Annotated in this window: 25 protein-coding genes; 15 read left to right on the forward strand and 10 right to left on the reverse strand. The window is 58.6% G+C overall.

The window, feature by feature from the left end; all coding sequences use genetic code 11:
* Positions 1-36 precede the first annotated feature (36 nt).
* Positions 37-495: a hypothetical protein gene (locus AO068_RS19185; protein ID WP_058409184.1), complete on the forward strand. Its 459-nt coding sequence runs from the start codon at positions 37-39 to the stop codon at positions 493-495.
* A 1-nt stretch (position 496) separates the two neighbouring features.
* On the opposite strand, the gene AO068_RS19190 is transcribed toward AO068_RS19185, so the two are convergent.
* Positions 497-1,186, reverse strand: coding sequence for an alpha/beta family hydrolase (locus AO068_RS19190; RefSeq protein WP_058409185.1), 690 nt, complete (start codon positions 1,184-1,186; stop codon positions 497-499).
* Positions 1,187-1,852: 666 nt separating this feature from the next.
* On the opposite strand from AO068_RS19190, the gene ccoN reads away from it, so the two are divergent.
* Genes ccoN through ccoP form a run of 4 tightly spaced genes read left to right on the forward strand, consistent with a single transcriptional unit; the run spans position 1,853 to position 5,074 of the window.
* A complete protein-coding gene (gene ccoN / locus AO068_RS19195; RefSeq protein ID WP_058409186.1) occupies positions 1,853-3,295 on the forward strand; it encodes a cytochrome-c oxidase, cbb3-type subunit I in 1,443 nt (480 codons plus the stop codon).
* Positions 3,295-3,903 (forward strand): cytochrome-c oxidase, cbb3-type subunit II, encoded by a 609-nt coding sequence (ccoO, locus tag AO068_RS19200; protein WP_058409187.1) that lies wholly within the window; start codon positions 3,295-3,297, stop codon positions 3,901-3,903. The genes ccoN and ccoO overlap by 1 nt, the downstream gene beginning before the upstream one ends.
* Positions 3,904-3,908: 5 nt before the next feature.
* On the forward strand, positions 3,909-4,100 hold the full coding sequence (locus AO068_RS19205; RefSeq protein ID WP_005744598.1) for a CcoQ/FixQ family Cbb3-type cytochrome c oxidase assembly chaperone: 192 nt from the start codon (positions 3,909-3,911) through the stop codon (positions 4,098-4,100).
* Positions 4,097-5,074 carry a cytochrome-c oxidase, cbb3-type subunit III gene (ccoP, locus tag AO068_RS19210; protein ID WP_058409188.1) on the forward strand — a complete coding sequence of 326 codons (978 nt, stop codon included), beginning with the start codon at positions 4,097-4,099 and terminating at the stop codon, positions 5,072-5,074. Before AO068_RS19205 ends, ccoP begins: the two co-directional genes overlap by 4 nt.
* Positions 5,075-5,145: 71 nt before the next feature.
* Here the strand turns inward: ccoP and AO068_RS19215 are convergent, their stop codons facing one another.
* Entirely contained in the window at positions 5,146-6,783 is a 1,638-nt protein-coding gene (locus tag AO068_RS19215; RefSeq protein WP_058409189.1) for a metallophosphoesterase, read from the reverse strand.
* 514 nt (positions 6,784-7,297) lie between these two features.
* On the opposite strand from AO068_RS19215, the gene AO068_RS19220 reads away from it, so the two are divergent.
* The 8 genes from AO068_RS19220 to hemN all read left to right on the forward strand — a co-directional run bounded on the left by AO068_RS19220 (position 7,298) and on the right by hemN (position 14,839).
* Positions 7,298-7,549 (forward strand): type II toxin-antitoxin system prevent-host-death family antitoxin, encoded by a 252-nt coding sequence (locus tag AO068_RS19220; protein WP_002554250.1) that lies wholly within the window; start codon positions 7,298-7,300, stop codon positions 7,547-7,549.
* On the forward strand, positions 7,549-8,001 hold the full coding sequence (locus tag AO068_RS19225) for a type II toxin-antitoxin system VapC family toxin (protein WP_058409190.1): 453 nt from the start codon (positions 7,549-7,551) through the stop codon (positions 7,999-8,001). Before AO068_RS19220 ends, AO068_RS19225 begins: the two co-directional genes overlap by 1 nt.
* Before the next feature lie 64 nt (positions 8,002-8,065).
* The gene (ccoG, locus tag AO068_RS19230; protein WP_058409191.1) at positions 8,066-9,478 is read left to right on the forward strand and encodes a cytochrome c oxidase accessory protein CcoG; all 1,413 of its coding nucleotides are present in this window, start codon (positions 8,066-8,068) and stop codon (positions 9,476-9,478) included.
* Between the two features lie 10 nt (positions 9,479-9,488).
* Positions 9,489-10,025 carry a FixH family protein gene (locus AO068_RS19235; RefSeq protein ID WP_058402111.1) on the forward strand — a complete coding sequence of 179 codons (537 nt, stop codon included), beginning with the start codon at positions 9,489-9,491 and terminating at the stop codon, positions 10,023-10,025.
* 2 nt (positions 10,026-10,027) lie between these two features.
* Positions 10,028-12,502 carry a heavy metal translocating P-type ATPase gene (locus AO068_RS19240; RefSeq protein WP_058409192.1) on the forward strand — a complete coding sequence of 825 codons (2,475 nt, stop codon included), beginning with the start codon at positions 10,028-10,030 and terminating at the stop codon, positions 12,500-12,502.
* Positions 12,481-12,684 (forward strand): cbb3-type cytochrome oxidase assembly protein CcoS, encoded by a 204-nt coding sequence (ccoS, locus tag AO068_RS19245; protein ID WP_058402109.1) that lies wholly within the window; start codon positions 12,481-12,483, stop codon positions 12,682-12,684. Before AO068_RS19240 ends, ccoS begins: the two co-directional genes overlap by 22 nt.
* On the forward strand, positions 12,677-13,360 hold the full coding sequence (locus AO068_RS19250) for a sulfite exporter TauE/SafE family protein (RefSeq protein WP_058402108.1): 684 nt from the start codon (positions 12,677-12,679) through the stop codon (positions 13,358-13,360). The genes ccoS and AO068_RS19250 overlap by 8 nt, the downstream gene beginning before the upstream one ends.
* 96 nt (positions 13,361-13,456) lie before the next feature.
* Complete coding sequence (hemN, locus tag AO068_RS19255; RefSeq protein WP_058409193.1) at positions 13,457-14,839, forward strand: oxygen-independent coproporphyrinogen III oxidase; 1,383 nt, start codon at positions 13,457-13,459, stop codon at positions 14,837-14,839.
* 14 nt (positions 14,840-14,853) lie between these two features.
* Here the strand turns inward: hemN and AO068_RS19260 are convergent, their stop codons facing one another.
* Entirely contained in the window at positions 14,854-15,324 is a 471-nt protein-coding gene (locus AO068_RS19260; protein WP_058402106.1) for a hypothetical protein, read from the reverse strand.
* Between the two features lie 152 nt (positions 15,325-15,476).
* On the opposite strand from AO068_RS19260, the gene fnr reads away from it, so the two are divergent.
* The gene (fnr, locus tag AO068_RS19265; protein WP_005744587.1) at positions 15,477-16,211 is read left to right on the forward strand and encodes a fumarate/nitrate reduction transcriptional regulator Fnr; all 735 of its coding nucleotides are present in this window, start codon (positions 15,477-15,479) and stop codon (positions 16,209-16,211) included.
* Positions 16,212-16,272: 61 nt separating this feature from the next.
* Positions 16,273-16,821, forward strand: coding sequence for an adenine phosphoribosyltransferase (locus tag AO068_RS19270; protein WP_002554260.1), 549 nt, complete (start codon positions 16,273-16,275; stop codon positions 16,819-16,821).
* A 524-nt stretch (positions 16,822-17,345) separates the two neighbouring features.
* Here the strand turns inward: AO068_RS19270 and AO068_RS19275 are convergent.
* The 7 genes from AO068_RS19275 to AO068_RS19305 form a co-directional block, all read right to left on the reverse strand.
* The gene (locus AO068_RS19275) at positions 17,346-17,747 is read right to left on the reverse strand and encodes a DUF2802 domain-containing protein (protein ID WP_004644274.1); all 402 of its coding nucleotides are present in this window, start codon (positions 17,745-17,747) and stop codon (positions 17,346-17,348) included.
* Positions 17,748-18,227, reverse strand: coding sequence for a chemotaxis protein CheW (locus AO068_RS19280; RefSeq protein ID WP_003370201.1), 480 nt, complete (start codon positions 18,225-18,227; stop codon positions 17,748-17,750).
* 57 nt (positions 18,228-18,284) lie between these two features.
* Positions 18,285-19,172 (reverse strand): CheW domain-containing protein, encoded by an 888-nt coding sequence (locus tag AO068_RS19285; protein ID WP_058402390.1) that lies wholly within the window; start codon positions 19,170-19,172, stop codon positions 18,285-18,287.
* Positions 19,173-19,247: 75 nt separating this feature from the next.
* Positions 19,248-20,036: a ParA family protein gene (locus AO068_RS19290; protein WP_057403002.1), complete on the reverse strand. Its 789-nt coding sequence runs from the start codon at positions 20,034-20,036 to the stop codon at positions 19,248-19,250.
* 44 nt (positions 20,037-20,080) lie between these two features.
* A complete protein-coding gene (motD, locus tag AO068_RS19295) occupies positions 20,081-20,968 on the reverse strand; it encodes a flagellar motor protein MotD (RefSeq protein ID WP_004664478.1) in 888 nt (295 codons plus the stop codon).
* 6 nt (positions 20,969-20,974) lie between these two features.
* On the reverse strand, positions 20,975-21,715 hold the full coding sequence (locus AO068_RS19300) for a flagellar motor protein (protein WP_054987607.1): 741 nt from the start codon (positions 21,713-21,715) through the stop codon (positions 20,975-20,977).
* Complete coding sequence (locus AO068_RS19305) at positions 21,715-22,875, reverse strand: protein-glutamate methylesterase/protein-glutamine glutaminase (RefSeq protein ID WP_058402389.1); 1,161 nt, start codon at positions 22,873-22,875, stop codon at positions 21,715-21,717. Before AO068_RS19305 ends, AO068_RS19300 begins: the two co-directional genes overlap by 1 nt.
* Positions 22,876-22,913 lie beyond the last annotated feature (38 nt).

The following is a 22,913-nucleotide window of genomic DNA, read 5'->3' on the forward strand; positions in this document are numbered from 1 at the left end:
CCCTGCTTCTATTCATACGTTCTACAGAGTCAGGCCATGCACCACACCACATCCCCAGCCAAACGCTTTGTTCGTCCACCGTCCTGTGAAGGCAGTTTTCAGGCCAGCGTCAACAAGCGACCGTTCAAGGTGCTTGCCCTGGCGGGCCAGTTGACCTTGCGGGCAGAGCTGGAGCAGGCCCCCGAGCAGTGGGTATGGAAGCTGATCGTCGACGGCAAGGTGGGCACAAAGCGAACGACTATCGGGCTGTTTCTGGACAGCAACCTGAAACCCGGTGATCACGATCTGCCAGGCCATGCCCAGATCAAAGTGATTTACAGCGAAACGCAGCACCGGCAGAACACCCTCTATCATTCAGCACACTTTCAAAACGGCACCCTGAGCCTGTTGGAAGCCAATCCCTATACTCTGCGCCTGCGCGGACGCTTCAGTTTCAGCATGTCATCGATTAATTTCGAAGTGACCAACGGCTTTTTCGACGTACATTGCCGATAAATCAGGTGCGCAGAAAGCGGGCAATCACTTGCGCCGACTCGACCAGGCATTGTTCATGGCTGATACCTGCGACTTTCAATGGTTTGAGGTCGTGATTGGCGGTCGGCAACCAGTGCAGTTGAATGGCGCTGGACAACGCATAACCCTCCACTGCTTCGCGATTACCCAACGCATCGCGCTCGCCCTGAACGATCAGAGCAGGTGTCTTCAATTCAGCCAGATGGGCCACGCGCGGTTTCTCCGGCTTGCCCACGGCGTAGAACGGATACCCCAGGCAAACCAGCGCATCCACCTCCAGCTCATCGGCGATCAGGCTGGCCATTCGCCCGCCCATCGACTTGCCGCCAACAGCCAGTCGCCCAGCCACAAAAGGCCTGACCAAGGCATAGACCTCTCGCCAGCATTCCAGCAATTGCGCCTGCGGATTGGGCGGACGCTTGCTGCCGCCGTGACGCCGCAGGGCCATGTAAGGAAACTCGAAGCGCAAAACGCTGATGCCTTGCGCCGCAAGATCAGTGGCCATGCGGTTCATGAAATCGCTGTCCATCGGTGCGCCTGCGCCGTGTGCCAGCAGTAAGGTGGGCGCCTCCTGCGGGTCTGCCAGCAGGGTGGGCGTCCATAACCAGCCTTTTTCGTTGATCAGTTGCAGCCATTGATCCTTGCCGATGCCGGACTGTGGGCTTTTGCTCATGCTTGCCTCGTTCAGATGAGTCTCAGAGTAGCCCGCTACTATAACCGCGAATCCTGCGTGAATAGCGCAAGCGCAGAGCGCGTGGACGCACCGACAGGCCCTGCCGGACAGCCACCATTCAGGTCCGCCCGGTTAATCTGCCAAGGTGCATAAGGTAAAAGTACCAAGGCGATGAGCGCCCCAAACCTGACACCGCCGGGCGGTTTCATTGACGGTACTGGCCTCGCACAATTGCAACAGAACCGCTGAGTCGGTCGCCAGAGTCATATGCCTGCTCAGGCCAGTTTGCTGGGCTATGACAGATGCAGCCGCCGATTGAACATACGTGACAGTCTTTGCGCGAGTCCTGATCAACTCGTCTGTACGCGAAGGTCGCCACCGTTTTGCGCCAATCCAGCGGCAATGCGTGAACTCCGCACCCTGCAACGGGGTGCGGAATACTCGCTGACAATACAACGCAGATTATCCGCTCCGCGCTGCGGCTTCCCACACCCTTCTTTCAAAGCTAAACTCGCCGACACACGTCTGCTGCAACCATTTGACGCTGGCTAATGTGCCTGTCTGTTCCTGCCCCTGCCTTTTCGTGTGCTTCGATGCCATTTCCAGCGATGCATCGCCCGAGCCCGATTACGTCTGCGGTCAACATCTGAATCGTGGAAGTCTGTAATGAACACAACAACCAGTCCGACGACCTACAACTACACAGTGGTGCGCCAGTTTGCCATCATGACCGTGGTCTGGGGGGTGATCGGCATGAGCCTGGGCGTGTTCATTGCTTCGCAACTGGTCTGGCCAGGGCTTAACCTGGAACTTGAATGGACCACCTTCGGACGCCTGCGCCCGCTGCACACCAATCTGGTGATCTTTGCCTTCGGCGGCTGCGCGCTGTTCGCCACCTCTTATTACGTGGTGCAACGCACTTGCCAGACGCGGCTGATTTCCGATGGTCTGGCGGCCTTCACCTTCTGGGGCTGGCAAGCCGTAATTGTCGGCGCCATCGTGACGCTGCCCATGGGCTATACCACCACCAAGGAATATGCCGAACTTGAATGGCCGGTGGCGATTCTGCTGGCGATCGTCTGGGCCGCCTACGCTGCAGTGTTTTTCGGCACCATCGTCAAACGCCGGACCCGGCATATCTATGTCGCCAACTGGTTTTACGGCGCATTCATCGTGGTGACCGGCATGCTGCACATCGTCAACCACATCTCGCTGCCGGTCAGCCTGTTCAAATCCTATTCGGCCTACGCCGGAGCGACCGACGCGATGATTCAGTGGTGGTACGGGCACAATGCCGTAGGGTTTTTCCTGACCACCGGCTTTCTCGGCATGATGTATTACTTCGTGCCCAAACAGGCCGAGCGCCCGGTGTACTCCTATCGTTTGTCCATCGTGCACTTCTGGGCATTGATCACCCTGTATATCTGGGCCGGTCCGCACCATCTGCACTACACCGCCCTGCCAGACTGGGCGCAGTCGCTGGGCATGGTCATGTCGATCATTCTGCTGGTACCCAGCTGGGGCGGGATGATCAACGGCATGATGACGCTGTCGGGTGCATGGCATAAGTTGCGGACCGATTCGATACTGCGCTTTCTCGTGGTTTCGCTGGCGTTCTATGGCATGTCGACCTTTGAAGGCCCGATGATGGCAATCAAGACCGTCAACTCGCTGTCGCACTACACCGACTGGACCATCGGTCACGTGCATGCCGGGGCACTGGGCTGGGTGGCGATGATTACCATCGGGTCGGTTTATCACATGATTCCGAAACTCTACGCCCGTCCGCACATGCACAGCGTCAGCCTGATCAACACGCATTTCTGGCTCGCGACCGTGGGCACCGTGCTGTACATCACCTCGATGTGGGTCAATGGCATTACCCAGGGCTTGATGTGGCGTGCAGTGAACGACGACGGCACGCTGACCTATTCCTTCATCGAAACCATGCAGGCCAGTCACTCGGGCTACATCGTGCGGGCCATCGGCGGCGCCATCTTCACCAGCGGCATGCTGCTGATGGCCTACAACGTGATACGTACCGTGCGCGCCTCTGACCCGCAAGCGGCCGAGGCCGCTGCGCGCATTTCCGTCGTGGGAGCGCATTGATGAAACATGATGTGCTCGAAAAAAACATCGGCCTGCTGGCCTTCTTCATGGTCGTTGCCGTGAGCATCGGCGGGCTGACGCAGATCGTCCCGCTGTTTTTTCAGGATGTGACCAATCAACCGATCGAAGGCATGAAGCCACGCAGCGCGCTTGAAGTAGAAGGCCGTGATGTGTTCATCGCCAATGGTTGCGTAGGCTGCCACTCGCAGATGATCCGGCCATTACGCGCCGAAACCGAACGCTACGGGCATTACTCGGTAGCAGGCGAAAGCGTCTGGGATCACCCTTTCCTGTGGGGCTCCAAACGCACCGGGCCGGACCTGGCACGGATCGGCGGTCGTTACTCGGACGAGTGGCACCGTGTGCATCTGAATAACCCTCGGGACGTGGTCCCAACGTCGATCATGCCCGCCTATCCGTTTCTGGCCGAGAAAAAGATCGACAGCACGCAGACGGCGAAAAAGCTGCAAGTGCTGCGCACCCTTGGCACCCCGTACACCGACGCAGACATCGCCGGTGCGGCGGCGGCCGTGCAGGGCAAGACCGAAATGGACGCGCTGGTGGCCTATCTGCAAGGCCTCGGCACGCTCATCAAGAGCAAACGGTGAACATGATGGACATCGGAATGATTCGAGGCCTTGGCACACTGGTCGTGATGGTGGCGTTCATCGGCCTGATGCTGTGGGTATTCAGCCCTGCCCGCAAGGCACACTTCGACGATGCGACCCTGTTGCCTTTCGCGGATGACCCCGAGGCCATCGGCAAGGTCGAGCGCGCCAGAGCTGAACGGGAAGACCAACCATGAGTACGTTCTGGAGCCTGTACGTCGCGGTCCTGACGCTGGGCACAATCATCGCCATGCTCTGGCTGCTGCTGTCCACGCGCAAAGGTCAGCCCGACGAACCGACAGATGAAACCGTCGGCCATACGTTCGACGGTATCGAGGAGTACGACAACCCACTACCCAGATGGTGGTTCTATCTATTCGTAGCGACCATCGTCTTTGCGCTGGGCTATCTAGTCCTGTACCCGGGCCTGGGCAACTGGCAGGGTTTGCTGCCGGGTTACGACTATCGGGACAAGGACAGCAAGATGCAATTCTCCGACGGCAGGCAAGGCTGGAGCAGTGTCCACGAATGGGAACGGGAAGTGGCTGTTGCCGAAGCACACTACGGCCCGCTGTTCGCCAAATACGCCGCCATGCCCGTCGAGGAGGTGGCCAAAGACCCGCAGGCGCTGAAAATCGGTGCTCGCCTGTTTGCCTCCAACTGCTCGGTCTGCCATGGCTCTGACGCGAAAGGCGCCTACGGCTTTCCCAATCTGACCGATGCCGACTGGCGTTGGGGCGGCGATGCCCAGGCGATCAAGACGTCGATCATGGCCGGGCGCATGGGCGTGATGCCCGCCCTGGGCGAAGTGCTGGGTGAACAGGGTGTGCGTGATGTATCGGCCTACGTGCTGACGCAGCTGGACGCCCGCCCGCTACCGGAGGATGCGAAAGCTGACCCGGTGGCCGGACAGAAGACCTTCGCCAGCCTGTGCGTTGCCTGTCATGGGCCAGAGGGCAAGGGAATGCCGATTCTTGGCGCGCCGGACCTGACCCACCCCAACGCGTTTATCTACGGCTCCAGCTTCGCTCAGTTGCAGCAGACCATTCGTGATGGCCGCCAGGGCCAGATGCCCGCTCAGCAGGCACTGCAAGGCAATGACCGGGTTCACATTCTGGCTGCCTATGTTTACAGCCTGTCCCGCCAGGAGCAGCCTGCTGAAAAAGAGTGATACGGCTCTTACAGACAGTGCGCCTGGCGTCGTGACGGCCTGAAACCCTCACGACTGCCATTGCCGACACATCAAGGCTTGGAACCGCACTTCATCCTCATGCCGTTCAAAGCCGTATCGTCGTGGTACTTATCATCATCGTCCCCCCGATAGTCTTCGACGCGTGTTTCAAAACCGATAGCGACCATTCCGGCAGGACAGCGGTAAGTTTTTTTCCAAACGCCATAACTTGTGTCATAGGCTGCGGCTATGGACTGTCCCCCTTCACAAACAAACCTGACAGAGTCCACTGCTGTGTCGTCTCCGTCCCCTTGACGGGGCTCCATTTTCAACTGAAATCCAACGATCGCCCGGTCGGCAGGGCACTTCCTGTATCCTGAAAAAGTCCCCCATCCTCCTTCTTTGCTTCTCAGGCCGACATCATCGTGGCAGTACATAACGATCGCATTGACGGCCGTATCGTCATCGTCGCCCTGCCATTTTTCCCCCTTTACATCAAAAGCGTTTATGTACAGTCCACTTGGACACAGTGCCGATGGCCCCCAGGTCCCCCAACTCCCCGCATTGTCATATTCGTCGGTTGGTGGAGTTTTAACTGATTGTTTGAGAGGGAACACACCCAGATGTTGCGCGGTCTCGGGCGTATTATTTCTAACGAGCCAGACGGAAATTTTTCTCGAGCTCTCATCAATATCGGTGATGAGAAAAGTCTCTTCAGTTGCCGAACCACTCAGAAAAACAGGCACCCCTTCATAGGGACTTGGATATATTCCGGCAGCGGTGTGAAAGTGACCTGCAAAAATGGCTGAGACATCATACTCCTTTAACAGGTTACGAAATTTAGTGAGGATAGCTTGAGTACGTGGATCGGATGTCCGGGTCCATTCCTCTGCGTCATGCATACCAATAATGACAAATTTTCCATTATCCCTTGCATGAATCAGCTGATTCTCCAGCCAGCCATTCTCAACGGGTGACAAAATATCAAACTCATTTGTTGTCCATACACCTCCAGAATAAAACCACCTTATATACGAAGGGTCCAAATTCAGCTGAATGTACCGCACACCTCCAAAGTCCTTAAAGTACGCAAAGCTTCCTGAATACTTTTTGGTGGTGTGAATAATTCCGCTTTCATTAACGCTATAATCCATCCGATTACCGCCCATCCGGCCTACAAGGTCCTCCATATTGTCTCGGGCGCAGCCATTATTTCCACAGCCGTCTATATTGTTCTTGTAATCATGATTACCCAGTCCAAAATACCAATTCGTCGACAATATTGAATCCAGTGTCCCGTACAAAAATGCCCTTTCATTGTCATGGCCAAACGCCGTCATGTCTCCGTTTATGATGACCGGGTTATTGCCGGCCCCGCCCATGGCTCCGGCACGCCATTTTTGTATCGCAGAATATTGATTTCTGATGAGGTCTTCAGTACTAACCTCGTTAACCGAGGAGCGGGATTGCAGTAGGACGTCCTGCGATTGCCGGTGCGGCAAAGCGCCCAGACTGTCCTCTGTGTTTTTTTTATCCTTTGACCAAGGGTATTGAGGGTCAGAAGCAAATATAATATGCCTTATTATGCCCTTAGGCCCGACCGCGCTCGCCATAGCGTCTGGGCTTTCATTTTTCACATCACTAACGCACCCGCACATTAATAACAATGTGCTGAACAACGCACAAGGAAAAAGCCTGTAGCTAGACATATCAAAACCCTCATGAAAACTAAAACCCCAGAACCAAAACACGGACAGAGAGCGTTACTCAGAGCATTTCGGCTGTACTCATTATTACAAACATCTGCTGAAACTCTACTATCAGAACTGATAGGTGGGCTGTTAGATACCGATGGCAGTTCTTTGAGTGACACACGGCACGACGTTTAATAAGTAGCCCAGTCATAGGGGCTGCTTATTACTCCACGCCTACGTGACGGGCTTCGGTAATAAATTTTGCATTTCTGCAATCTGAAATACCAAGAGAAGCTGGCGACGCGCACTGACGCGCATGCAGATATGCACTGCATACGCCGTAGTCAGCAAAGCTGACCCATACGCTGCGTCAGGAACCATCAGACCCAGTGGATTTTTAGCATCGGGATACAGGCAAGCAGTGCGCGGTAGTAATTTGCGTCACTGCACGCATTGTAGTTACATCTCTACACGCTTAGAATTGCTCATTATGACAACAATGTGTCTGCCCATTCCGGAGGTCGCTTTCATGACAACTACCCTCTCAAGCCGCGAATTCAACCAAGACACCAGCGGGGCCAAGAAGGCCGCGAATGAAGGCCCGGTGTTCATTACCGACCGAGGTCGCCCGGCCCATGTGCTGCTTTGCATCGAGGATTACCTGAAGCTGACCGGCAGCGCAGCAAGCATCGCCGACATGCTGATAATGCCCACTGACATCGATATCGAATTCGAGCCTCAGCGCGCCGTGATCACCCCGCGACAGGTTGATCTGTCCTGATGTTCCTGCTCGACACCAACGTGGTTTCAGAGCTCAGAAAGCGCACTGCAGACACCAATGTGCTTCGCTGGTCGCGAACACAGATGGCCTCCAGCCTGTTCATCTCGTCCATCACGATTCTTGAGCTCGAAACAGGTATCCTGCGTATCGAACGCCGCGACCCGGCACAGGGCGCAGTATTGCGAATGTGGCTTGACCAGCATGTATTGAAAGCGTTCGCCGGGCGTATCCTGACAGTCGACACTCAGGTCGCAAGGCGCTGCGCCCAACTGCATGTTCCCGACCCGCGCAGCGAATGCGATGCGTTGATCGCGGCTACTGCGCTGGTGCATGGCATGACCATGGTCACACGCAACACAATCGACTTTCAGTCATGCGGCGTCGCGCTGCTCAACCCTTGGGTCAGCCAGTTGAATGAAGAAGCGGCCGTTTATTCACGTGCGTCACGTTGAACGCGGATGTAAACCTGCCTGACCTGTATCGGCCCGGGCTACTCCACCGCCGCTGGACCCATCAATGAGCAACCAGATTCCAGTACACGACATCACACCGCCATCCGAAAAAAGCGGCGAATTCATCGACCTCTATGCCTCGCGCGAGAAAATCCACACCCGCGCGTTCAAAGGTCTGTTTCGCAATGTGCGCATGCTGGGCGGTGCCGTGTTGCTGCTGATCTTTTTCGGCACGGTCTGGCTCAATAAAGGTGGGCACCAGGCGGTCTGGTGGGATCTGCCGCAACGCAAGTTCTACATCTTCGGCGCGACGTTCTGGCCGCAGGATTTCATCCTGTTGTCCGGCATTCTGATCGTTGCAGCCTTCGGGCTGTTCTTCATCACGGTCTATGCCGGACGGGTATGGTGCGGCTACACCTGCCCGCAAAGCGTCTGGACCTGGATGTTCATGTGGTGCGAGAAAGTCACCGAGGGCGACCGCAACCAGCGCATCAGGCTTGACCATGCCCCGATGAGCACCGGCAAACTGGCGCGCAAGCTCGCCAAGCACAGCCTGTGGCTGCTGATCGGCTTTGCCACGGGCATGACCTTCGTGGGTTACTTCTCTCCCATTCGCGACTTGTGCATTGATCTGTTCACGGGCGAAGCGGATGGCTGGGCGTATTTCTGGGTCGGCTTCTTCACCCTGGCCACTTACCTCAATGCAGGCTGGCTACGCGAGCAGGTGTGCATCTATATGTGCCCCTACGCGCGGTTCCAGAGCGTGATGTTCGACAAGGACACGCTGATCATCTCCTACGACCCGAATCGTGGCGAAACCCGCGGGGCGCGTAAAAAGGAAGCCGATCACCGTGCTCAGGGCCTGGGCGACTGCATCGACTGCACGATGTGCGTTCAGGTCTGCCCGACCGGCATCGACATTCGCGACGGCCTGCAGGTCGAATGCATCGGCTGCGCGGCCTGTGTCGATGCCTGCGATACAGTCATGGACAAGATGGATTACCCTCGCGGACTGATTCGCTACACCACCGAGCACAATCTTTCCGGGCAGCGCACCCGCACCTTGCGCCCACGCCTGATCGGTTATGCACTGGTCCTGCTGCTGATGATCGGGCTACTGACCACAGCCTTCTGCATGCGCACCCTGGTGGGTCTGGATGTCAGCAAGGACCGCATGCTGTTCCGGGAAAACGCCGAAGGCCGTATCGAAAACGTCTACACCGTGAAAGTGATGAACAAGGATCAGGTGGATCATGACTATGTGCTGGAGGCCAGCGGCCTGCCCGACCTGAAACTGCAGGGGCGCAGGGAAATCAGCGTCCCGGCAGGCGAGATCGTCAGCCTGCCGGTGGAGCTGTCCAGCGCGCCGGAAAAACTCCCGGCACACAGCAACGAAGTCACCTTTACCCTCAAGGACATCGACAGCGACACGCATGTCGACACCAAAAGCCGTTTCATCGGCCCACCTCTTCGTTAAGAGCACCGTCATGCCCGTTGCGACTGCTGCAAGCCCTTGGTACAGGCACCTCTGGCCATGGATCATCATCGCCATTCTGACCTGCTCGGTGACGTTGAGCCTGTCGATGGTGTTCATCGCAGTGAGCAACCCTGACCCGCTGGTCACCGATAACTACTACGAGGCCGGCAAAGGCATCAATCGCTCGCTGAATAGGGAAATGCTTGCGCAAAACCTCAAACTGCACGCCCGTGTACATCTGGACGAGTTGACCGGCGAAGTCGAGCTGCGCCTGAGCGGCAACAGCAACCCGGAGCGTCTGGAGTTGAACCTCATTTCCCCGACGCGCCCCGACAGTGATCGCCGCGTGTTCCTGACCCGCAGTCCGTCCGAACCGGGCCGTTACATCGGGCAGTTGCAGGACCGGGTCGAGGGTCGGCGCTTTGTGGAGCTGCTGGGTGTCGAAGGCGACCAGACCTGGCGTCTGTTCGAAGAAGAACAGGTCGGCGCTGCTGACCTGACCCTGGGCGACGAACCCCTGCAAGCCGCACAACGCCGGAAAGACTGAACATGGCGACGTTGCCCCCTGCCACTCCAATGCGCTGTTACCACTGCGGCCTGCCCGTTCCAGCCGGTGGCCATTTCACGGCGGTTGTGCTCGGTGAGTCCCGAGAGCTTTGCTGCCCCGGCTGTCAGGCGGTGGCCGAGGCCATCGTCGCCAGCGGTCTGGAAAGCTACTACCGCCATCGCAGCGAGGCCTCGGCCAACCCGGAAAGCCTGCCCACGCAATTGATCGATGAGCTGGCACTCTACGACCGCCCTGAAGTACAGGCACCGTTCGTGCGCCACGACGGCGATTTGTCAGAAGCCACTTTGCTTGTCGAGGGCATCAGTTGCGCAGCCTGCGGCTGGTTGATCGAAAAACGCCTGAGCCGCTTGCCCGCAGTGGCCGAAGCGCGCATGAACCTCTCCACCCATCGCCTGCACGTACGCTGGCGCGGCGACCAGCTTGCCCTCAGCCAACTGCTGAGCGAGCTGCACGCAATTGGTTATGTCGCTCACCCCTGGCAGGCTGATCGCGCCGCTGAACGTCTGGCAAGTGAAAACCGTCTGGCGTTGCGGCAACTGGGCGTCGCTGGCCTGCTGTGGTTTCAGGCAATGATGGCAACCATGGCGACATGGCCGGAGTTCAACATCGATCTCAGCCCGCAGATGCACACCATCCTGCGATGGGTGGCGCTGTTTCTGACCACTCCGATCGTGTTCTACAGTTGCGCACCGTTCTTCCGCGGCGCATTACGCGACCTGCGCAGCCGTCAACTGACGATGGACGTCTCGGTGTCGCTGGCAATAGGCGCGGCGTATGTCGCCGGCATCTGGACTGCGGTCACCGGCGCTGGCGAATTGTATTTCGATGCGGTGGGCATGTTTGCATTGTTCCTGCTGGCCGGACGCTACCTGGAGCGCCGCGCCCGCGAGCGCACGGCGGCAGCCACGGCGCAGCTGGTCAACCTGCTGCCTGCCTCATGCCTGCGCCTCGGTGACGATGGCCGGAGCCAGCGCATCATGCTCAGCGAACTGCGTTTGACTGATCGTATATTGGTGCGCCCCGGTGCGGTGATCCCGGCTGACGGCAGGATCCTCGAAGGTTATTCCAGCATCGATGAGTCCCTGCTGACCGGCGAGTACCTGCCACAAGTGCGCAGCGCGGGCGATGCGGTCACCGCAGGAACGTTGAATGTCGAGAGTCCGCTGACCATTGCCGTGTCGGCGCTGGGTCAGGAAACCCGTCTTTCGGCCATTGTCCGCCTGCTCGAACGCGCCCAGGCGCAGAAGCCCCGTCTCGCGCAGATCGCCGACCGGGCGGCACAGACCTTTCTGCTGTTTTCGCTGATGGCGGCGGCACTGATCGGTGTTGTCTGGTGGCAAATCGACGCATCCCGCGCGTTCTGGATTGTCCTGGCAATGCTCGTTGCCACCTGCCCCTGCGCGCTGTCGTTGGCGACACCGACCGCGTTGACAGCAGCCACCGGCACGCTGCACAAGCTTGGTCTGTTGCTGACCCGAGGTCATGTGCTGGAGGGCCTGAATCAGATCGACACAGTCATCTTCGACAAGACCGGCACCCTGACCGAGGGACGTCTGGCGCTGCGCAGCATTCACCCGCTACGCGAACTGGACGCCAACCGCTGCCTGGAGCTGGCGGCTGCATTGGAAAACCGTTCCGAGCACCCCATTGCCCGCGCCTTTGGTCGAGCGTCAAGGGCTGCCGAAGAGGTGCGCAGCACACCAGGACTGGGGCTGGAAGGATGGGTTGACGGGAAACTGCTGCGCATCGGCCAGGCGGCGTTTGTCTGTGCGCCGAGCGGCACTGAAGCGCCGGTGATCACCGATGAGTCCGGCCAGTGGCTATTGCTGGGCGATGCGCAAGGGCCGCTGGCCTGGCTGGTACTCGACGATCAACTGCGCGACGATGCCAGCACCTTGTTACAGACCTGCAAGGCGCGAGGCTGGAAAACGCTGCTGCTGTCCGGAGACAGCTCGCCGATGGTCGCCAGTGTCGCGCAGGCGCTGGGGATAGACGAAGCGCGTGGCGGCATGCGCCCGGACGACAAGCTGGAGGTGCTGCGACAACTTCAGGCCCAAGGACGCAAAGTGCTGATGATCGGTGACGGGGTGAATGACGTCCCGGTCATGGCCGCTGCCGACATCAGTGTGGCAATGGGCTCGGCCACCGACCTTGCAAAAACCAGCGCTGACGCCGTGCTGCTGTGCAACCGTTTGCCGGTGCTGATCGACGCACTGAATCTGGCCCGACGCACGCGCAGGGTCATTATCGAAAATCTGCTCTGGGCCGGCCTGTACAATGGCCTCATGCTGCCATTCGCGGCACTGGGCTGGATCACCCCGGTGTGGGCGGCCATCGGCATGTCGCTCAGTTCATTGACCGTAGTGCTCAACGCCTTGCGCCTGACCCGTATGCCGCGCCGCGCCCTCATATCACAATCTGCCCCGGAGGTTTCATGCCCGCGCTTTACATCATGATCCCTGCTGCGCTGCTGCTGGTGGGTGTCGCGATCTACGTGTTCTTCTGGGCGGTGGACAGCGGCCAGTACGACGATATGGAAGGCCCGGCGCACAGCATATTGTTCGATGATCCGCCGCCGGTGGATCATGCCCGGTCAGAACCGCAACGGCCTGGCGCTGACGAGAAACACGATGTTTGAACTTGCTTCGATGCTGCTCTCGGCACTCATTCTCGGGCTGCTGGGCGGCGGCCATTGCCTGGGGATGTGTGGCGGCCTCATGGGAGCGCTGACACTGGCCATTCCCAAGGAACAGCGCAGCCGTCGATTCCGGCTGCTGCTGGCCTATAACCTTGGGCGCATTCTCAGTTACACGGTTGCCGGCCTGGGTTCCGGGCTGGTCGGCTGGGCAGTCGCGCAAAGTCCGCTGGCAACGGGTCTGCGGGTCATCGCCGCAGTGTTGCTGATCGTGATGGGGCTGTATCTGGCTGGCTGGTGGAGCGGGCTGACGCATATCGAGCGCCTGGGCAGAGGCCTGTGGCGATACCTGCAACCGCTGGCCAGCCGCTTGCTGCCGGTGTCCAGCCTGCCCCGCGCCTTGTTGCTCGGCGCGCTGTGGGGCTGGCTGCCCTGCGGGCTGGTTTACAGCGCCCTGCTCTGGGCCGCCAGCCAGGGCAATCCTCTCCATAGCGCCTTGCTGATGCTGGCCTTCGGGCTGGGCACCTGGCCCGTTCTGCTGGCCACCGGACTTGCCGCCGAGCGCACCACTGTCCTGCTGCGCAAACGAGGTGTTCGCATGGCCGGAGGGTTGCTGGTAATCGTCTTTGGCCTCTGGACCTTGCCGGGGCCGCATCAGCATTGGCTGATGGGGCACTGAGGCCGGGCAGCTCACACCGCTTGATCCACGTCAACGCCCGCCCTTGAGCGTCTGCGTATGCTCGCGACATCGCCAGCCTGACCGGGAAACGTGCGCATGCTTGACGCCATTCGTTGGGATTCAGACCTGATCCATCGCTATGATGTAGCAGGACCGCGCTATACGTCCTATCCGACAGCAGTGCAACTTCACACACAGGTAGGCGCATTCGACCTGTTGCATGCTCTGCGGGAAAGCCGCAAGGCGTTGCGCCCGCTGTCGCTCTATGTGCATCTGCCCTTCTGCGCGAACATTTGTTACTACTGTGCCTGCAATAAGGTCATCACCAAGGACCGCGGACGCGCGCAGGCTTACCTGCAGCGGCTCGAACACGAAATACAGATGCTCGCCTGCCACCTGGCTCCCGGTCAGGTAGTGGAGCAACTGCACCTGGGCGGCGGCACGCCGACCTTCCTGAGTCATGCTGAACTGCGTCGGTTGATGGCGCAGCTGCGCGCGCATTTCAATTTGCTGGAAGATGACTCCGGCGACTATGGCATCGAGATTGACCCTCGCGAAGCGGACTGGTCGACCATGGGCCTGCTGCGCGAGCTGGGTTTCAACCGGGTCAGCCTTGGCGTGCAGGACCTGGACCCGACCGTGCAACGGGCTATCAACCGCATGCAAAGCCTGGAGGAAACCCGCGCCATCGTCGAAGCCGCCCGCACGCTGCAGTTTCGTTCTGTGAATATCGACCTGATCTACGGCCTTCCCAGACAAACCGCGCAAGCCTTCAGCCGCACAGTGGATGAAATCATCGAATTACAGCCCGACCGGTTGTCTGTGTTCAACTACGCCCACCTGCCGGAACGCTTCATGCCGCAGCGACGCATCGACACGGCCGAACTGCCGGATGCCCGGAGCAAACTGCTCATGCTCGAGCGCACCGTCGAGCAACTGGGCAACGCCGGTTATCGCTACATCGGCATGGACCATTTCGCCCTGCCCGACGATGAGCTGGCGATCGCCCAGGAAGACCTGACCCTGCAACGCAATTTTCAGGGCTACACCACGCATGGTCACTGTGATCTGATCGGGCTGGGCGTCTCGGCCATCAGCCAGATTGGCGAGCTGTACAGTCAGAACAGCAGCGACCTGAGCGACTATCAAAGGCTGCTGGACAGCGACCAGCCAGCAACCAGACGAGGGCTGATGTGCAGCGCTGACGACCGGATAAGACGCGCAGTCATTCAGCAGTTGATCTGCCACTTCATGCTGGATTTCGCCGAGATTGAAAAAGCATTCTCCATCGATTTCAGATGCTATTTCAGCGACGCATGGCCACAACTGCTTGGCATGGAGAAGGACGGGCTGATTGCGTTGAGCGATGCTGGGATTGAAGTCAGACCGGCAGGCCGGTTACTGGTGCGTGCTGTGTGCATGGTCTTCGATGCGTACCTGACCCGGCAGAACAGACAGCAGTTCTCGCGGGTGATATGACCAGCGGCCTGGTTCTACATTTTGGCCAGAACCAGCATGCCCGCCTTGATCTTGTCGGCGTCGCTGGAGTTCAGGCTATTCATCAGCGTCGACAAATCGGCCGTGGAATTGCTCACCTGCGCCTGCAATGTGGTGAGCACGGTCTGTAGCGCCGCGGCTTTGGTGCGGCGCTCCTCGGGACTCAGACTCGGGTCCTTCAGAGCCTTCTGGATCTGCTCCATGGTTTCCGCGATCCTGCGCTGAAGCTCGCGAATCGCCTTGAGGATCTTCTGCACCGAAGACGGCAGGCCGCTCTGCTCGATATCGGCGTTTCTGGAAGACGACGCAGCTGCGGCCTTGCCCGCTGACGACAGATTGACTTCTACACCCTTTGCCTCACCTGCAGGCGCCTCGACGCTGCTTTCGCTGGTCTGGCTGCTGTACGTAATCTGCGAGGTCGCAGTACGTATCGTAATACTGTTGATCAACGGAAGTGTCGTTGACATGCCAAGGCATCCTGGTTCATCCAAGGGAATACAGGCGTATCGGCAGCCGCTGCGGAACCTTGATGGTGCAGAAGTCTTTGTAGGCTGGCCCCGACAAGCAAGGGTGAGTTACCCTTACGGCTTATGTGTGTTTTCCCACAAGGAATTAAGTGATGTCCGAGCCAGTAAAGTTGCGCGCTCAAAACCAGGCTCACTGCAAGGATTGCAGTCTCGCTCCACTCTGCCTGCCCCTCTCGTTGAATACGGAAGACATGGACTGCCTTGACCAGATCGTCAAACGGGGCCGTCCGCTGAAAAAAGGCGAATTCCTATTCCGCCAGGGAGATACCTTCGAGTCGGTCTACGCAGTACGTTCCGGTGCGCTGAAGACCTTCAACATCAGTGACAACGGCGAAGAACAACTCACCGGCTTTCATCTGCCCAGCGAGCTGGTCGGAATGTCAGGCATGGACGCCCAGGCTTACCCGGTCTCGGCGCAGGCACTGGAAACCACTTCAGTGTGCGAAATACCATTTGAACGCCTGGATGAGCTGTCGGTGCAGTTGCCGCAACTGCGTCGCCAGTTGATGCGCGTCATGAGCCGCGAGATCCGCGAAGATCAGCAAATGATGCTGTTGCTGTCGAAGAAGACCGCCGATGAGCGTATTGCCACGTTTCTGATCAATCTGTCTGCGCGCTTCCGGGCCAGAGGTTTCTCGGCCAATCAGTTTCGTCTGAGCATGTCGCGCAACGAAATCGGTAATCACCTGGGCCTGGCCGTCGAGACGGTGTCGCGGGTATTCACCCGGTTCCAGCAAAACCAGTTGATTGCTGCAGAAGGCAAAGAGATTCATATCCTCGCCCCGATCGAGCTGTGCGCGCTGGCGGGCGGCGCAATGCAAAGCTGATACGTGCGATCTGTGGCGGGTCGGCTTAAACTATCGGCCAAACCTGCCATGGATCCCCCTGATGACTTTCGATCAATCGAACTTCAAGTCCCTGATACGCCCGGTCATAGACTTTCCCAAGCCGGGCGTGGTCTTTCGCGACATCACTCCCCTCTTTCAGTCGCCCAAGGCTACCCGTCAGGTAATCGACAGCTTCGTGCAGCGCTATATAGAAGCCGATTTCAGCCATATCGGCGTCATGGACGCGCGTGGTTTTCTGATTGGTTCGGTGGTGGCGTATCAACTGAACAAGCCGCTGGTGCTGTTTCGCAAACAAGGCAAATTGCCTGCCGACGTACTCTCCGAGGCCTATCAGACCGAATACGGCGAAGCGTATCTGGAAGTGCATGCCGACAGTCTGTGCGAAGGTGACTCAGTCATCATGTTCGATGACCTGATCGCGACGGGAGGCACGCTGATCGCCGCCGCCAACCTCATCCGCCGCATGGGCGCCGAGGTACATGAAGCCGCTGCGATCATCGACCTGCCGGAACTGGGCGGCTCCAAGCGTCTTAACGACCTGAAGATCCCGACGTTCTGTCTGACCGAGTTTGCGCTGGACGAGCAGTAACGGCGCAGGGACTGAGTTACAGGTTCCAAATGCTCCAGCGCTCACGGCTATCGTAAATGCGCTTTTTTATCGCGATGGCACTGACGACGCAGAGTGCGACCTTAGTGACGGCTGAGTCCTGGCGCTGATCCGGGGGTAGCCTGGCAGGACGCCAGGCTAGCTGCACCGGGCCATGGATGGCCCGTTGCAGCGACCCCCGGATCAGTGACAGGACGAAGGAACCCGACGAAGTCGGGCCGGAAACAGGAGCGAGGGGGTTTGGTTACTTTGGCCCGTCAAAGTAACTCGCCGAGGGGCGAAAAGGTGACCTGAGTCGAACCTCAATGCATCTGAAGTCGCAGAACCGCTGTGTGACGCAGAGCGTCACGAACTGCATTACCACGCGGAGCGTGGGAACGAGAATCATACTCAAAATCGGACGCAGAGCGTCCAGAGCGTCGCACGATAGTTGAGATTATCGTTGCAGTTCTGGACGCTCTGCGTAAGACCTTGAATGGGCAGCGCACGCGTGTACCAAAGAGAAACTAGCTCGCAGTATTACTGTGCAGTTTGGTCATCAGTTGCGCTTCGGCCTGGGTCAGGCCGCAGGACTGGGTCAGCTCATCGATGCTGGCACCCATGCCGACCAGGCGTGCAGCCTGGGCAAAGGACAGCGTGGAGGGATCGCGCTGTTCCAGTGCAGTGAGCTTGTCCGGCAACGGCGCAACAATGGCACGCAGCTCGTGCAACGCTTCGCCCATGCGCACCGTGCCGTTCTGGTAGTTGTCCAGGCGTCTGGCCAACTCCTTGATCCGCTGATCACGCAAGGCAGCCGCCTCATCACGCTCGGCGTCGAGCTTGCGCTGACGCCTGGTATGGGCCAGGAACATAAACAGGGTGACTACCCAGAGAATGCCCAGGAAGACGACAGCTACCTCAAAGATCAATCAGATGTTCTCCAGTTCGGACCACTCTTCTTCGGACATCATTTTGTCCAGTTCAACCAGAATCAACAGTTCGCCGTTCTTGTTGCAAACGCCCTGAATGAATTTGGCCGACTCATCGTTACCCACGTTTGGCGCGGTTTCGACTTCAGACTGACGCAAGTAAACCACTTCAGCCACGCTGTCGACCAGAATCCCGACCACTTGCTTGTCGGCTTCGATGATCACGATACGCGTATTGTCGCTGACTTCAACCGGAGCCAGGCCAAAGCGCTGACGGGTATCGATCACGGTGACAACGTTACCGCGCAGGTTGATGATGCCCAGTACGTAGCTTGGCGCACCCGGGACCGGGGCGATTTCAGTGTAGCGCAGCACTTCCTGCACCTGCATCACGTTGATGCCGTAGGACTCGTTGTCCAGGCGGAACGTAACCCATTGCAGGATAGGATCTTCGGAACCTTGTGCAGACGACTTATTCATAACCCCAACCCCTCACGTGTGTTCTTTGCAGGTGATGCCACTGGCATCGACCCATGATTATTTCGACTTGTTCAACTGCTTGACCGCGCCACTGGCTATCAGCTCGGCCAACTCTGCAACATCCAGCAACGCGCACATGTGCTCGATAACCGTGCCCGCCAGCCATGGACGCTGACCTCGCTGCGTGCGCCATTTGATCTCGTTCGGATCAAGACGCAACGAACGGCTGACTTGATGCACCGCCAGTCCCCACTCGTATCCCTGCACCGAAATCACGTACTGCAATCCCTGGCGAAAATCGTCGCGGTAGCGATCAGGCATGATCCAGCGCGCGGTATCCAACACTTTCAGGTTGCCTGCCTGACAAGGCAGGATCCCGAGAAACCAGTCCGGCTGACCGAACAGTGGCGTCAGCTCCTGCCCTGCCAGCGGGTAAATCGACCCCAGGCATACCAGCGGCACTGCCAGCGTCAACCCGGCCACGTCGAACAACAGGCATTCGAACGGCTCGGCGGCCCATGCCGGGCGACCATCGCTGGTCGGCGGCGGCGTCGGCGTGCGCTGGGTCACCAGTGTGCTCAACTCGGCGACCGGCTCGACCAGCTCAACGGTCGACACTGCTTCTTCAACCTTCACCACTTCGGCAACAATCACCGGAGCGACTTCAATCACGGGCGCAGGCGCTGCGACCTTTACTGCTACAGCCACCGGAGCCGGCGCGGCCACCGCAACCGCCAGCGGTTTGATCTGCGCTTGCATCCGCGCATCAAAGGCCTGCTCTTCGAGCACAGCCGCCTGAAATTCATCGATGCTGCTGACAGGCTCTTCAAGCACTTCAGTCGCGTCGTACAGCAATGCGTCCAGATAGGACTGCAACGCCAGTTTGGGTCGTGTTGCTACTTCTACAGGGCGGTTCATACCGGGGCCCAACAAAAAATGGAGCATGTGCAACCTGATAGAGTTATCGGCCGCATTGAGGCATCACTTGAGCAAACTGTGTAGAAAGAATGGACGTTCACGTCAGGCCACCTGAGCATTGAGCTGCTCGGCGAGCATATGCTTGAGCAATGCCCGATAAGCAATCACACCGCGACTCTTGCTGTCATTCTGCGACGGCGTAAGCCCCAGACGGCTGGCATCGCGCAGCCGCGTGTCGACCGGCACGTAGGCTTGCCAGACGTGCTCGGGAAAACTGTCGCGCAACAATTTCAAGGTGCCCATAGACGCTTGGGTACGACGGTCGAACAAAGTCGGCACGATGGTGTAAGGCAATGGCACCTTGCGCGAACGGTTGATCATGGTCAGGGTATTGACCATACGCTCCAGGCCTTTCACGGCCAGAAATTCTGTCTGTACCGGTATCGCCAACTGCTGACTGGCCGCCAGTGCATTGACCATAAGAACGCCCAGCAACGGCGGACTGTCGATCAGCGCATAGTCAAAATCCTGCCACAACTGCGCCAGACTTTTAGCAATCACCAGGCCCAGACCGCTCTGGCCAGGGGATTGACGCTCCAGTGTGGCCAGCGCCGTGCTGGAGGGTATCAGCGAGATACGCTGGTCACTGGTCGGCAACAGCAATTGGCCCGGAAGACCCTCCGGCACCGCACCCTTGTGGAGAAACAGATCGAAGGCACTGTGTTCCAGTTCGTCCGGGTTATGCCCGAAATAGCTGGTCATGGAGCCGTGGGGGTCCAGATCGACCACGACCACACGCTTGCCCGCATCGGCCAGCAAGCCGGCCAGGGCGATGGTCGTGGTGGTCTTTCCGACTCCACCTTTCTGGTTGGCTACTGCCCAGACTCTCATTGATGTTTTTCCTTGCGTACAGCAACGACCATACCGATACGATGTTAGGGGGCAGGTGACGGAGAATTGACGGCGTTCGCGCGTACCGGCGGCTTTGCTGGCACCGGTGCAGTTTGTGTGCCAGCACGCCTTAGTGCAGCATCCGGCTGCACATTGGCCGACCCTGAACTGGTCAGGCTGCGGCGTACATCCAGATTTCGCGAGATGACCAGCACTACGCGGCGGTTCTTGGCGCGTCCGGCGGCGGTGGTGTTGGGCGCAATCGGTTGAAACTCACCGTACCCCACAGAGGCCAGCCGCGCCGGATTGACTCCGTCCATCGCCAGCATGCGCACAATGCTGGCAGATCGCGCCGAAGACAGTTCCCAGTTGGTCGGAAACTGTGCAGTGCTGATCGGCTGGTCGTCAGTGAAGCCTTCAACGTGTATCGGGTTATCAAAGCGTTTGACGATTCCAGAGACCTTTTCAATGATCGTGAAGGCCTTGTCACTGGGAATGGCGTCGCCGCTGACGAACAACAGACTGGAATTGAGTTCGATCTCGATCCATAACTCGTTGCCGCGCACCGTCATCTGGTCGGACTTGATCAGGTCGCCAAACGCATCGCGCACATCCTGAGCGATGGTCTGCAGCGGATCATCAGAAGCCTGGCCAATGCCGGCATCGGTCTGTTCGCTGTCCTTTACCAACGGCTCGGCAGGCTTGACCGAAACCGGGCGCTGCTCACCGATAGGGATCGGCTTCATGGTCCGCTCGGTATCGTTGAACACGCCAACCAATGCCTGGGACAGAATCTTGTATTTGCCTTCGTTGACCGAGGAAATCGAGTACATCACCACGAAAAAGGCGAACAACAGGGTAATGAAGTCGGCATACGACACCAGCCAGCGTTCATGATTTTCGTGTTCTTCGGCCTGACGTCGGCGAGCCATGCACTGTTACTCCATGAAGCCTTGCAGCTTGAGTTCGATGGAGCGCGGGTTTTCACCCTCGGCGATGGACAACAGACCTTCGAGCAACATTTCGCGATAACGCGACTGCCGGTGGGCAATGGCCTTGAGCTTGTTGGCCACTGGCAACAGGATCAGGTTGGCCGTCGCCACACCATAGATGGTGGCGACAAAAGCCACCGCAATGCCGCTGCCCAGTTGACTGGGATCAGCCAGGTTGCCCATGACGTGAATCAGACCCATTACCGCGCCGATGATGCCCACGGTCGGCGCATAGCCGCCCATGCTTTCGAATACCTTGGCAGCCTGAATATCGCGGGTTTCCTGGGTGATGAAATCCACTTCAAGAATGCTCCGGATCGCTGCAGGTTCGGCACCATCGACCAACAGCTGCAAGCCTTTGCGGGCATAACTGTCGGGTTCGGAATCGGCGACCGTTTCCAGACCGAGCAAGCCTTCCTTGCGGGCGGTCATGCTCCAGCCGATCACCCGGTCGACACCGCCGGGCAAATCGATGCGAGGCGGAAAAATGATCCAGCGGATGATTTTCATGGCGCGCATGAACGCGCTCATCGGTGACTGCAACAGCGAAGCACCCAGTGTGCCGCCCAGTACGATCAGGGCTGCCGGGCCATTGAGCAATGCACCGAGGTGTCCGCCTTCAAGAAAGTTGCCGCCAATGATTGCGACAAACGCCAGGATCAGACCAATAAGACTCAGTACATCCATCAGAGACAGGCCTCTACCAGGTGCCGACCCATGTCATCCAGACTGTAGATCGCATCTGCAAGCTCAGCCTTGACGATTGCCATCGGCATGCCGTAAATGACGCAGCTCGCTTCGTCCTGCGCCCATACGGTACTGCCCGCCTGCTTGAGCAGGCGCGCGCCTTCACGGCCATCGGCACCCATGCCGGTCAATACCACCGACAGCACCTTGTCACCGTAGGACTTGGCGGCAGAGCCAAAGGTGATATCTACACAAGGTTTGTAATTCAGGCGCTCGTCACCCGGCAGAATCTTCACCGTACCGCGCGCATCCACCATCATCTGCTTGCCGCCCGGTGCCAGCAACGCCAGACCAGGGCGCAGAACGTCGCCGTCCTCTGCTTCCTTGACGCTGATCTTGCAGAGCTTGTCGAGACGCTCGGCAAAGGCCTTGGTGAAGGCCGCAGGCATGTGTTGAATCAGCACCAGCGGTGCCGGAAAGCTGGCCGGCAACTGGGTAAGTACCCGTTGCAGCGCAACCGGGCCGCCGGTGGAGGTGCCGATGGCCACCAGTTTGTAAGCCTTGCGCTTGGGCGTGCCTGAGGTGGTCGGGTGCGCCGGTGCATGGTGAGCATGAGCCGCAGGTGCCGTGGCAGGCGCTGCTGTGCGCGTCGGCGCAGCACGGGCTGGCGCGGCGGCGGGCGCAGGTGCGCGGCTGGACAGCGTCGGCGCTGCCGGAGCAGCCGATGCAGCGCTCGCCGCACCAAAACCGCTTGAGCGGCGGTTGCTGCGTGAAATACTGTTGATTTTCTCGCACAGCAGTTGTTTGACCTTCTGCGGGTTGCGCGAGATATCTTCGAAATTCTTGGGCAGGAAATCCACCGCACCGGCGTCCAGAGCATCCAGCGTCACGCGCGCACCTTCGTGCGTCAGCGACGAGAACATCAATACCGGGGTGGGGATACGCTGCATGATATGGCGAACTGCCGTAATGCCATCCATCATCGGCATTTCGTAGTCCATGGTGATGACATCAGGTTTGAGCGCCAGCGCCTGCTCAATCGCTTCCTTGCCGTTGGTGGCGGTGCCGACCACTACAATGTTGGGGTCCGAAGAAAGAATTTCCGTAACACGGCGGCGGAAAAAACCGGAATCATCCACCACCAGGACCTTGACTGCCATAAACACTCCAATAGGTGTTGCAGGCAGCCAGGCTGCCC

It is taken from the genome of Pseudomonas sp. ICMP 3272 (genome assembly GCF_001466905.1).
Classification (GTDB): Bacteria; Pseudomonadota; Gammaproteobacteria; order Pseudomonadales; family Pseudomonadaceae; genus Aquipseudomonas; species Aquipseudomonas amygdali.